The sequence below is a fragment of the Martinezella sp. CNPSo 3957 genome (assembly GCF_057784395.1).
In genome coordinates, this window is sequence record NZ_JBXSOU010000010.1 from 19503 (window position 1) to 31776 (window position 12274).

Annotated in this window: 11 protein-coding genes; 3 read left to right on the forward strand and 8 right to left on the reverse strand. The window is 58.2% G+C overall.

Features of this window, described 5'->3' with window-relative positions; genetic code table 11:
- Positions 1–117: 117 nt before the first annotated feature.
- From AC13QE_RS21990 to AC13QE_RS22000, 3 genes are all read right to left on the reverse strand, one after another.
- Entirely contained in the window at positions 118–1218 is a 1101-nt protein-coding gene (locus AC13QE_RS21990; RefSeq protein WP_132720315.1) for an LLM class flavin-dependent oxidoreductase, read from the reverse strand.
- A gap of 142 nt (positions 1219–1360) precedes the next feature.
- The gene (locus AC13QE_RS21995) at positions 1361–2365 is read right to left on the reverse strand and encodes an inorganic phosphate transporter (RefSeq protein WP_112401074.1); all 1005 of its coding nucleotides are present in this window, start codon (positions 2363–2365) and stop codon (positions 1361–1363) included.
- On the reverse strand, positions 2365–2982 hold the full coding sequence (locus AC13QE_RS22000; protein ID WP_488485383.1) for a DUF47 family protein: 618 nt from the start codon (positions 2980–2982) through the stop codon (positions 2365–2367). Before AC13QE_RS22000 ends, AC13QE_RS21995 begins: the two co-directional genes overlap by 1 nt.
- A 300-nt stretch (positions 2983–3282) precedes the next feature.
- On the opposite strand from AC13QE_RS22000, the gene ku (AC13QE_RS22005) reads away from it, so the two are divergent.
- Both ku (AC13QE_RS22005) and ligD read left to right on the forward strand, forming a co-directional pair.
- Complete coding sequence (ku, locus tag AC13QE_RS22005) at positions 3283–4170, forward strand: non-homologous end joining protein Ku (RefSeq protein WP_488485237.1); 888 nt, start codon at positions 3283–3285, stop codon at positions 4168–4170.
- A gap of 2 nt (positions 4171–4172) precedes the next feature.
- Complete coding sequence (gene ligD / locus AC13QE_RS22010; RefSeq protein ID WP_488485238.1) at positions 4173–6749, forward strand: DNA ligase D; 2577 nt, start codon at positions 4173–4175, stop codon at positions 6747–6749.
- A 141-nt stretch (positions 6750–6890) separates the two neighbouring features.
- Here the strand turns inward: ligD and ku (AC13QE_RS22015) are convergent, their stop codons facing one another.
- The 4 genes from ku (AC13QE_RS22015) to AC13QE_RS22030 all read right to left on the reverse strand — a co-directional run bounded on the left by ku (AC13QE_RS22015) (position 6891) and on the right by AC13QE_RS22030 (position 11238).
- Positions 6891–7697: a non-homologous end joining protein Ku gene (gene ku, locus AC13QE_RS22015; RefSeq protein WP_488485239.1), complete on the reverse strand. Its 807-nt coding sequence runs from the start codon at positions 7695–7697 to the stop codon at positions 6891–6893.
- Positions 7698–7773: 76 nt separating this feature from the next.
- Complete coding sequence (locus AC13QE_RS22020) at positions 7774–9381, reverse strand: DHA2 family efflux MFS transporter permease subunit (protein WP_488485240.1); 1608 nt, start codon at positions 9379–9381, stop codon at positions 7774–7776.
- Position 9382: 1 nt separating this feature from the next.
- Positions 9383–10528, reverse strand: coding sequence for an HlyD family secretion protein (locus AC13QE_RS22025; RefSeq protein ID WP_488485241.1), 1146 nt, complete (start codon positions 10526–10528; stop codon positions 9383–9385).
- Between the two features lie 65 nt (positions 10529–10593).
- Positions 10594–11238 (reverse strand): UdgX family uracil-DNA binding protein, encoded by a 645-nt coding sequence (locus AC13QE_RS22030; RefSeq protein WP_488485242.1) that lies wholly within the window; start codon positions 11236–11238, stop codon positions 10594–10596.
- 144 nt (positions 11239–11382) lie between these two features.
- Between AC13QE_RS22030 and AC13QE_RS22035 the strand changes: the two genes are divergently transcribed.
- On the forward strand, positions 11383–11736 hold the full coding sequence (locus AC13QE_RS22035) for a hypothetical protein (RefSeq protein ID WP_488485243.1): 354 nt from the start codon (positions 11383–11385) through the stop codon (positions 11734–11736).
- A gap of 226 nt (positions 11737–11962) precedes the next feature.
- On the opposite strand, the gene AC13QE_RS22040 is transcribed toward AC13QE_RS22035, so the two are convergent.
- Positions 11963–12238, reverse strand: a complete 276-nt coding sequence (locus AC13QE_RS22040) for a DUF982 domain-containing protein (RefSeq protein WP_132720308.1) — start codon at positions 12236–12238, stop codon at positions 11963–11965.
- Between the last annotated feature and the right edge of the window lie 36 nt (positions 12239–12274).

Consider the following 12274-nt stretch of genomic DNA (forward strand, 5'->3'; position numbering starts at 1 on the left):
GGTGAGGAGTGCCATGCGCGGACTTTGCCGCGCGATGGCCTATCTTTGCGAACACAACCCGAATGGCATTCGCCAATTCTGTTTGTCGGTGCGTGACAATGTGGGATCAGGGTGGGATCAGGCGACGGCTTGCTGCGGCGCCTCTCTTGCCGCCAAATCCGCCCTGACGAGCGGCAGAATATAGCGGCCATAATCGATGGCATCGTTCAGGTTGTCATAGCCTCGGATCGAAATCAGATCCGCGCCGAGATCGACGTAATCGAGAATGGAGTCCGCAATCGTTCTTGGCGAGCCGACCAGGGCGGTGGAGGCGCCACGCGCATTCGTCGCCGTCACCGTCGGATACCAGAGAGCCCGATCATGGACATCGCCGCGCGAGGCGATCTCAAGCAGGCGCTGCGAGCCGATATTCTGCGGAGAAGGTGCTGCGGGTGGCACCTTGCCAAGGCCCTTTGCGCGATTTTCCTTCAAAAGGTCGAGGGTGTGATGCGCCTTAGCCCAGGCAAGCTCGTCGGTCTCCGCAACGATCGGACGGAACGTCACCCAGATCCGCGGGCGATCCTTGCGCCCGGCGCGCGCTGCTTCAGCATAGATCCGGTCGATTTGCTGTTTGGTTTCCGCCAGCGGCTCACCCCATAGGCCGAAGATATCGGCAAGCGCGCCGCCGATGCGATAGGCGTCGTCCGACGATCCGCCGACCGACACCGGAATGGTGCCGTTTACCGGACGCACACGGCTGTGGAACTGCTTGAATTGATAGTAGCGGCCGTCGAAGTCAAAGGGTTCACTCGACTGCCAGACGCGTCGCAGAATGCGGATATACTCCTCCTGCCGTTCGTAGCGCTGGCGCTTGTCAAGAAAGTCACCTTCCTTGGCCTGCTCCTCATCGCTTCCGCCGGCAATGAAGTGAACCACCACACGCCCGCCGCTCAGCTGATCGAGCGTGGCGAGCGATTTTGCCGCGACCGTCGGATAGATCGTGTTCGGACGAAGGGCGATGATGATCTTGATATTCTTCGTATGCGCCGCAACCGTAGCGCCGATGGTAAAGGGGTCGAAGGACGCGCTGTCATAGGGAATGAGGGTGTAGTTGAAGCCATAATCATCGAGCGAACGGGCATAGCGCTCTAGGAATTGCGGGTCGAGCGCGGGGTTTTCCAGAGGATTGAGCTCGGTCGAGGCATTCGGAAAGGTGACGCTGATGAATTCGGTCGGCATATCGATGTCCTATGGTTTCCTTCATCGGATTTGGACAGAATGCTAGCGTGACCCTCCGGCCTCAGAAAGACAGGTCGTTCTTTTTCTACTAAATTTGTAGAATATTCGTGCTTAGGATGTCTTCAATCCTGAAGGCACAGTTCTATCCGACCCAATTCGTCATCCAATAGGTGAGTGCGGAGATAGCAGCCGCCGCCGGAAGGGTTATTACCCATGCGATGACAATATTGCCCGCCAATCCCCAGCGGACTGCGGAGACGCGCCGGGCGGCACCGACGCCGATGATAGCGCCCGTGATCGTATGGGTCGTCGAGACCGGGATGCCGAGCCATGTCGCGGCAAACAGTGTCAAAGCACCACCCGTCTCGGCGCAGAAACCCTGCATTGGGTTGAGCCTGGTAATCTTCGAACCCATCGTATGCACGATCCGCCAGCCGCCAAACAGCGTCCCGAGCGCCATCGCGGACTGACAGGACAATACGACCCAGAGGGGGACATGGAACTCCGCTCCGGTATGCCCCTGGGAATAGAGCAGAACGGCGATGATCCCCATCGTCTTCTGAGCGTCGTTTCCGCCATGACCGAGGGAATAGAGGGAGGCGGAGACAAATTGCAGCACACGGAAGGTGCTGTCGACGGCGAAGGGCGTCTGGCGAATGAATATCCAAGTCACGCACAGCACGAGGAAAAGCGCGAGAACGAAGCCCAGTAACGGAGACATGACGATGGCGCCGGCCGTCTTCAGCAAGCCCGACCAAACAATGGCGCCCATGCCGATTTTAGCCAGGCCAGCGCCGACGAGGCCACCGACCAGTGCATGCGACGAACTCGATGGAATGCCGAAAACCCAGGTCACGATGTTCCAGACGATCGCTCCCATCAGGGCGGCGAAGATGACTTGTGGCGTGACGATATTGGGATCGATGATGCCAGTGCCGAGGGTTTCGGCAACGTGAAGCCCAAAGAACAGGAAGGCGATAAAATTGAAGAATGCAGCCCATAGCACCGCATATTGCGGCCGCAGAACCCGTGTCGAGACGATGGTAGCAATGGAATTGGCGGCATCGTGCAGCCCGTTCAAAAAGTCGAAGAACAAGGCCACCGCGATGAGACCCGCCAGCAGCGGAAAAGCGAGGGTGGCCTCCATCAGACGTTCTCGATCACAATGCCGCTGATTTCATTGGCGACATCTTCGAACCGATCGACAACCTTCTCCAGCTCACCATAAATCTCGCTGCCAATGATGTAGGCCATGGGGTTCGTTGCGCCATGGCGGCGAAAGAGATCCTTCAGCCCCTGCTCATGGAGTTCATCGGAACGCTCTTCGACATGAACAATTTCTTCCGTGAGCGCGCTGAGGCGGGAGGAATTGGCACTCATACGATCGAGAAGAGGAATTGCATCAGCCACCAGTTTTGCCGCCTGAACGATCGCGCCGCCCATTTCCTGCATACCGGGATCGAAGCTATCCTGCTCGAATAGGCGGATTGTCTTGACCGTCTTGTGCATCATATCGATCGCATCGTCCATCGACATGATGAGATCCTTGATATCGCCACGGTCAAAAGGCGTGATGAAGCTGCGCCGTACCGCAAGCAAAACTTCGCGCGTGATGTCATCGGCCTCGTTCTCAAGTTCGACGATGCGTTTGCAGTGCTGCTCGGTATCTTTGCCGCTCAGCAGTTCGTTCAGGGCTTCCGCGGCGCTGACGATTGTACGGGAATGCCGCCCGAACAGATCGAAAAAGCGATCTTCCCGGGGCATCAATTTACGGAACCAGTTCACTCTCGGCGCTCCGAACGTGTGTTGTCATAAATCCGTCATAAATGATGGAGGCCACCATGAAAAGCCAATGTGCCCGCGAAACCACGGTCTTCGACAGTCTCGCAAGAGTTGGGACGTCGATAGAGGTGCCACACCGAGACCTGGGCGATACGTAAGAACCGTATAGAGCGGGTCAAAATCGCCATGCGCTTCTATCGGCTTCCCCAACAAAACAAGGACAACAGGGAACAATGACCGCCAGGTCCCGTTTGTTTCCTGTCGTCGATATGGAGTCCGCTGATGAGTGCGCGTGCGCAATGGAAAGGATATCTGAAGTTCGGGGAGGTCGGCTGCGCTGTTGCGCTCTATACGGCAGTTTCCACTTCCGAGCGGATTTCCTTTCACACGCTGAACCGCGCAACCGGCAATCGCGTCCGACGGGAATTCATAGATGCTGCGAGCGGAAAGCCGGTATCGCGCGAGGATCAGGTCAAAGGCTACGAACTCAACAAGGACGATTACATCGTTCTTGAGCCTGAGGAAATCGCCGCGGCGGTGCCGGAAAGCGACAAGGTCTTGCAGATAAAGGCCTTCATGGCATGCGACGACATTGATGACGTCTATTTCGACCGTCCGTATTATCTCGCCCCTTCCACTCCTGCGAGCGAAGAGGCATTCGCACTGATCCGCGACGGAATGCGCAAGAAGCAGGTCGCTGCCATTGCCCAAACCGTTCTGTTTCGCCGCCTGCGAACCGTCATGATCCGTGCCCACGGCAAAGGGCTGATCGCGACGGTATTGAATTTCGACTACGAGGTTCGCTCGGCAAAAGAAGCCTTCGAGGATGTGCCCGATATGAAAATCAAGGGCGAAATGCTCGATCTCGCCAAGCACATCATCACCACCAAGAAAGGCAAATTCGACCCGAGCGAATTCGACGATCGCTATGAGGCCGCGCTTGCAGAACTGGTAAAGGCCAAGATCGAGGGCAAGAAGATCCCGCAACGCAAGCCAGCAAGGGTCGCCAAGGTGACCGATCTCATGGAGGCTCTACGCCAGAGTGCCGGCATGAGTGGCCAAGGTAAGGCAAGCGCGAAGCAACCGGCCAAAAAATCGGGCGCGACCTCCCGCAAGACGGTAAAATCGCGAACAAAATCTTCTTCGCGGCCGCAACGCAAGGCGAGCTGACGATGGCATTGGAGACCTACAACCGCAAACGCGATTTCAGCAAGACCACCGAGCCGAGAGGGCGAGCCGGCAGAAAAAAGATCGCGGTATCCGGCAACAGCTACGTCATCCAGAAGCACGATGCGCGCCGGCTACACTATGATTTTCGCCTCGAATTGGACGGTGTTTTGAAGAGCTGGGCCGTGACCAAAGGGCCGAGCCTAATAGCCGGCGAAAAGCGGCTGGCGGTTCAGACCGAAGATCATCCGCTGGAGTATGGTGACTTCGAAGGCACGATTCCCAAGGGAGAATATGGCGGCGGAACCGTTATCGTCTGGGACAGCGGCTCTTGGACACCGCTTGGCGACCCCCACAAGGGCCTTGCGAAGGGACATCTGGAATTCGAGCTCCACGGAAAGAAACTCGGCGGCCGGTGGCATCTGATCCGCATGGCGGGGAAGCCACGCGAGAAACGGGAAAACTGGCTGCTGATCAAAGGCGAAGACGAGGCGGCGCGCCCGGAAGGCGCTGCCGATATTCTCGAGGAACGACCGGAATCGGCAAAAACGGGGCGTGTCATAGACGAAGTCGAGAACGAAAAGCCGGGCTGGTCCTCGAAGACGGGGAAGATCCGTCGCAGGACCGTCCGAAAGAGGGATGATGCCGCCAAGGAGGAAGCCGGCGAAACCGCAACGCAAACGGACGCAACGCCTGTTGATCCCTCGTCTTTGAAGGGCGCACGCAAGGCCGCTCTGCCATCCTTCGTCGAACCTGCTTTGGCGACATTGGTATCCAAGCCACCTTCAGGCTCCCGGTGGCTTCACGAAATCAAATTCGATGGCTATCGGCTCGAGGTCCGCATCGAGGCAGGTCGCGTCAAGCTGCTCACGCGCAGCGGCCTCGACTGGAGCCAGAAATTCGGCAAGGAGATTGTCAGCGCCTTCCGGGATCTCCCCGTCGGCACCGCAATCATCGACGGCGAGCTGGTCGTTGAGCCGGCGGCCGGCGCTTCCGATTTCTCTGCCCTGCAGGCGGATCTCAGCGAAGGCCGTAGCGACCGCTTCGTCTTCTATGCTTTCGATCTTCTCTATCTCGATGGCTACGACCTGAAGGCCTCGCCGCTGATCGGCCGCAAGGAATTGCTGCGGAAGATCATCCCGTCCGAAACCGGGATCCTTCGCTTCAGCAGTCATTTTGATGAAAATGGTGACCTGCTGTTGTCGCATGCCTGCAGGTTGAGCCTGGAAGGGATCGTATCGAAGATTGCCGATGATCCATATCGCCCCGGCCGCGGCAAGACATGGGTGAAATCAAAATGTTCCTCCCGGCAGGAATTCGTGATCGGCGGCTGGGTTCCCTCGACAACGTCGCGTAAGGCCATCGGCTCGCTGGTGCTCGGCGTCTATGAAGACGGCAAGCTCGAACATGTCGGCCGCGTCGGTACGGGGTACACGCACACTGTCGCCGAGCAGCTCTTCAAAAGGCTGGGCCGCCTGCAAGTGAAGGAAAATCCTTTCGCAACCAAGCTGACCGCGGAAGAACATCGCGGTGTCCGCTTCGTACGGCCTGAACTGGTTGCGGAAGTCGAATTTCGCGCCTGGACGGCAGACGGCCATTTGCGCCACGCATCCTTCCGCGGATTGCGAGAGGACAAGAATCCGCTCGAGATTGTTCGCGAAACACCGAAATCCACGAAGGAGTCCGCGGCTGAGAAGCCCGCGCGCAGCAGCGTATCCTTGACCCACGGCGATCGCCTCTATTGGCCTGACGAAGGTGTTACGAAGGCGGGGCTTGCGGATTATTATACCGAGGTCTGGCGCTATATGGGGCCTTTCGTCGTTGGCCGGCCGCTCGCGCTGGTACGCTGTCCCAATGGTATTGCCGGCCAGCATTTTTTCCAGAAGCATGCCTGGAAGGGCATGAACAGGAACATCGCCTTGGCGAAAGACCCCCAGGATGAAGAACCCTACGTCAGCATCGATGACCTGAATGGCCTGATCGGCCTCGTGCAGGCGGCAGTCCTCGAAATCCATCCCTGGGGATCGATGATCGGCAATTGGGAAAAGCCTGACATGATCATCATGGACCTCGATCCAGGTCCCGGCGTCGCCTGGAGCAAGGTCATCGCCGCCGCGGAAGAAACGGCTGAGCGGCTGAGGCAGACGGGGCTCGTTCCTTTCGTGAAGACCTCCGGCGGAAAAGGGCTACACATCGTCTGCCCACTAGTAGCCAAAGCGGAGTGGCCTGCCGTCAAGGCCTTTACCAAAGGTATCGCCGACGCCATGGCCGCCGACAGCCCAGATCGCTATGTTTCCACCATCACCAAGTCGAAACGCCGAGGTAAGATCCTGATCGATTATCTGAGAAATCAACGCGGCTCGACTGCCGTCGCGCCTTACTCCACCCGCGCACGGCCGGGCGCCGCGGTCTCGATGCCTTTATCATGGGAGGAGTTGAGCCCTGCAATAGGGCCGGACTATTTCACCGTGCTCAATGTGCCGACGCGGCTTGCCGCGCTTCGTTCGGATCCCTGGGCGGACTTCCGGAAAGCCGCCGAACCTTTGCGCGAGGAGTCCGCGAAGGCCAAGCGTAAGTCTTGACGAACAAATTTCTTCCTGACAGCGAAAACCAGCAGGTGACTAGCGCAGTTCCAGGAAAAGTGCGAAGCGGTTTTGCGTCCGGAACTGCGTAAAAACAAGAAGATAGAGCGCTTTCGCGATTCGAAGAAAAGCGGAAATGCTCTAGCGTCTCCTTGCGCCCTTTTCCTGCGAAAGGCTCTTGCGAAGGGCATCCATGATGCTGATGACGTTGCTGGGTGCTGCGGCTTCTTCCACCTTTGCCTTGGCGGGCCGCCTGCGCCCTTTCTTCTTGGCGGCGATGATATCGAGCAGCTTTTCCTGAACTGGGTCCGAAACCATCGCCGGGTCCCACGATTTCGTTCGTTCATCTATCAGCTCGCCCACCAGCTTCATCAGCTTGCCGTCCACCGGCTCTGATCCGATATTTCCAAAATAGTTCCGTTCATCACGCACCTCGTCGCCGAAGCGCAGGGTCCAAAGGACGATCCCCTTACCTCTGGGCTCGAGCATGACGGCACGTTCGCGGCGATACATGACGAGCCGGGATATGCCGACCATGCGGCTCGCGGCCATCGCATCGCGGATGACGCAGTAGGCCTCCTCTCCGACAGTATCGTCGGGCGTGAGGTAATGCGGCGTATCAAACCAGATCCATTCGATGCTGTCGCGCGGCACGAACATCTCGATGTCGATCGTCCGGGTGCTTTCAAGGCCGACCGCATCGAGTTCCTCATCCTCAAGCATGACATAGTCATTCTCCCCGCGCTCATAGCCCTTCACTTCATCGTCCTCATCCACCGCCTTGCCCGTGACGGAATCGACGTATTGGCTGACGATGCGATTGCCTGTCTTTCTATTGAGCGTGTGGAAACGAACCTTTTCATTATCACTTGTCGCCGGCGCCATGGCGACCGGGCAAGTCACCAGCGACAGCTTGAGATAGCCTTTCCAGAAAGAACGTGGAGCCATAATTTTCTCTCCAATAGGAAGAGAACGATCTCCGGCATTTCCTGGTTCCCTGGCATGATGCTATTGCGGCCGAGACTCAATGCATGCCACCGCCGCCGCCCTCCTTGAGATCGACATTGCTGAGGATCAAGGCGAGTGGAATGGCGCAGAGCACGATCAGCATCAACACATGGAATACATCGATATAGGCCAGGAAGCTCGCCTGGGTCTGCACCTGCTGGCCGACCCAGGCGGTCGCCTGCGCCTTCGCATCCGCCATGGTCGCTCCCTTCTCGGCAAAATAGCGTGTCATGGTTTGCAGCGCGTCGTGATAGGCGGGTGAAGATGGCGTGATGTGCTCGACGAGCCGGCTCTGGTGCCACTGCTCGCGATGGGCAAGCACATTCGACGCAATGCAGACGCCGATCGAACCGCCAATATTTCGGGCGGCATTGATCATGGCGGATGCCTGATTGGTTTGCTCCGGTCTCAGACCGTAATAGGAAGCCGAGGTGATCGGAATGAAGATCAGCGGTAGGCCAAGTCCTATATAGAGGCGCGACCAGACAAAGAAACTGAAGTTCAATCCCGGATAAAGCCTGGTCAATTGCCACATGGATGCCGCAATGATCGCCGCACCGACCGCAATCAGATATTTCGGTTGAATCACGGAATTGACGCGTCCGGCAACGAACATCATGACCATGGTAACAAGACCACCCGGGGACAATGCCAGCCCCGCCCATGTCGCGGTATATCCGTAGTTCTGCTGTACGACTTCGGGAATGAACTGCGTCGTTGCGATCAGGATCGCCCCGACCGCCATCATGACGATGAAACAGGAGCCGAATTGTCGTGTGCCGAGCAGCCAGCCATCGATGATCGGATTGGCCTTCGTCAGAACCCATGGAATGGCAAGAAGAAAAGATAGCAGGCAGATCGTCACCGTCAGGATGATGAAGTTGGAACCGAACCAATCATCGGTTTGCCCTCGATCGAGCGTAAGCTCCAGAGAACCGAGAAATGTCGCAACCAGCAGAAAGCCGACAATGTCGAAGCGCACGCCCTTGCGCCGAAACTCCTCGCGCATCTGCTTCGTCTTCGGCGTTTCCTTGAGCAGGGCATAAACGAGGATGAAGGCGAAGACGCCGACGGGACCGTTGATGAGAAAACACCAGTGCCAGGAAAGATTGTCCGAGAGATAGCCGCCCAGGGTCGGGCCGATGACCGGCGCGACGACCACGGCGACGCCGAAAAGCGCAAAAGCCTGCCCGCGCTTTGCCGGCGGGAAGGCATCCGCCAGGATCGCCTGCGATGTCGGCACCATGCCGCCGCCGGCAAAACCCTGGATCACCCGAAAGATCAGCAACGTCTCGAGGTTCCAGGACAACCCGCACAGGATGGAAGCGATGGTGAACGTTGCGAGGCACAGAAGATAAAACCGCCGTCGGCCGAACCGTTCCGCAAAGTAGCTGCTGGCAACGAGCACGATGGCATTCGAGACGAGATACGTCGTCACCACCCAGGAGGCTTCATCGGAACTGACGGCAAGGCCGCCGGAAATGTAGCGCAACGCCACATTGGCGATTGTAGTATCCAGCACCTCCATGAAGGTCGCGAGCGACACGACGATGGCAATGAGCCAAGGGTTCGTGGCACGCTCGGATGAGGCCGCGCCTCCATTTGCCGTTGCTGCGCCGCTCATCTCAGTTCCTCGGCCGGACCGTGACCGTCGGCACGACGGACATGCCGGGGCCGATGGGAAGATCGGCGGGCCATTGGTCAACGACGATCTTCACCGGTACGCGCTGCGTGACCTTCACATAGTTGCCGGTCGCATTTTCCGCCGGCAAGAGTGAAAAAGCGGTGCCGGAGCCTGGCTGGACGGAGGCCACCTTGCCGTGCAGCGTATGATCCGGATAGGCGTCGATCGTCACATCCACCGGCTGATCCGGACGCATGTCGGTCAACTGCGTTTCCTTGAAATTCGCTGTGATCCAGATCTCATCCGGGACGAAAGTCGCGATCGCCTGGCCGGCATCGATGAACTGGCCCTTTGCGCCGGTGAGACGGACGACACGGCCGGGCTGCGCAGCGGTTATCGTCGTATAGCTGAGATTTTGCTGGGCTTCTTCGGCCTGCGCCTGCGCCTGCTTGAGGCTTGCCAGCGCGCTCGATTTCTGCGCCTCGGCCACAGCCCTGTTCTTCAACGCGGATGTCACGTTCGCCTGCATTTGGGCGAGACTTGCCTGGTCCTGCTGCAAGGTGGACGCTGCCTGCTGCACCGCCTGCACGCTGCCGGATCCGGATTTGACCAGCTGTTGCTGGCGATTGGCCTCCTGCTGCGCATATTGCAGGGCCGCGTTGGCCGAATTCAGCTGCGCTTTTGCCACATCGACGGAAGCGGCAGCCGCCTCGATCTGGGCGCTGGCGCTATCAACGGAGGCCTTGGCGGCCTCTATCTGCGCGTTTGCCTGGTCAAGCGCGATCTGGTAATCCCGCGGCTCGATCCGCAGGATGACATCGCCCGCCTTGACATGCTGGTTGTCGGTCACCGGCACGTGGGAAACATAGCCGGAGACCTTGGCGGCAACGGAGAAATTGCGAGCGTCAACGAAGGCATCGTCCGTCGTCTCGTAGGGATAGAAATACACCTTCCATGCGAACCATCCGGCGGCAATGAGAACGGCCAGAGCTACGGCCGCGAACAGGATCCAGAAGGGATGCCGGCGAAGGAAGGAGGGCCGCTTTGCTTTCTGTGGAGCCTCCGTCCGACGCTCGATTTCATCTGAAGCCTGGTGTGTCGGCCGGTCCGACCGGGTTTCCATGGTTGTGGATTGATTGTCAGCCATGACATGACCTTTGCTTTTGTCTTGCTCAATCTGACTTCGGCGGTTCAATGAAGAGGTGGTCAGCCCTATAGAAAGCGCGTGACCTTTTTCAAATCCTGGATGAAGGCGGCCCGGTTTCTTTCTCTCTCGTCAGCCTCCCTGATCCGCAGCAGCGCCGAGGGATGGATGGTCACGAGAACATCGAGCTTTGCGGACGAATGCAGGATATGTCCGCGATCGCGCATGACCTTCACCTTCGTCCCCAGCAGGGAAGATACGGCGGTTGCGCCGAGTGCGACGACCAGTTTTGGCTGCAGCAGCTCGAGTTCCGCGCCTAACCACCAGGCGCAACGTTGTATCTCTCCGGCATTCGGCCGAGCGTGCAAACGCTTCTTGCCGCGCATCTGATATTTGAAATGCTTGACGGCGTTGGTGACATAGCAGCGATCGCGATCCACCCCCGCCTCAACAAGGCATTGATCCAGCAGCCGGCCCGCAGGCCCAACGAAAGGCCGAGCAGCCTGATCCTCCTTGTCGCCGGGTTGCTCGCCGACGAGGACGATTTCAGCGGTGCGAGGCCCTTCGCCGAATACAAGATGAGTGGCGTTGCGATAAAGGTCGCAGCGTTGGCATGATTGCGCATCGTCACGCAGCTCGTCGAGTGTTTCTGCGTCTGCATGTTCATACGCTAACGAAGGGCCTGCGCCGGCCAAAGCAAATCTCTCGAGCATTGGGGGCTCGCAATGGTTCCAGATTCTCCAACGATCAACTAATCGCCCTTCTGTTTGTTCCATCACTACGACCGTGGTCCTGCGGGGAACCCAGGCAACCGACATTCGTTAGATCGATAGGGACATCCAAAAGGAGAAATCCTCATGAGCAATCAAAGCAAACCGGGCCCCCTCGCACTCAGTGCGTTCTTCGCTGACGAATATGATGCGGAAGCGGCGGCCCAGGAATTGATGGACGCCGGCATTCCGAAAGACGCGATCACGATGACGCCCGGTAATCGGCCTGACACAACACCAATCGATCATATGGGCTTTCTCGACGCGTTGAGGGGCATCTTCTTTCATGAAGAACAGCGCACAGCCTATGCGGCGGCGCTGGAACAGGGAGGAACGCTTGTCACTGTCCAGGAGATGGACGAGGCACAACACAATATCGCCCTGCCCATCCTAGCGGAGAAAGGCCAGATCGAGATCAACGAACGGGAAAGCGGGCGCTGAGGCAGGTCTCCGCCCTTGGCAATCACGTGCGATCAATTTGGCGGGTGGCCAGGCCTATGCTGATCACTGCGAATCTTCTGCGCATCCGTGAAGCCATGCGCCCATTGATCGCGCCGTTGATCGCCCTGTGGAAACGGATTGTTGTCGCTGCACGCCCCTTTCGCAAAGGCCCTTCTGCCGAGCTCATATGCATCGTTTTCGGAGTTCCTATCGTCGCTCCCGGTTTTCATGGCTGTACCTGCTCCAACACAAGGCGTGCATCGAGGCAGGCGGTCACGAAAGCAGCTCTTGATGCCTCGATGGGAACCCTGTGCAAAACGGCTGCTGCGCATTGTGCCTTCGCATTGATGTAAGCTGAGCTTCTTTCACAGGGCCATCGTCGTGACAGGAAATGAATTGCCTCTTCAGGCCCCCGGATCATCTGATCGTCTCGACCACTGGCTGCAAGGCGGACTGGCTTGGTCCAAAGCGTCGTAAATTCCACATCAATGACATCGTACATCCCATCCTCCCATCTCCTGCCTCTCGTTCTTCTGGG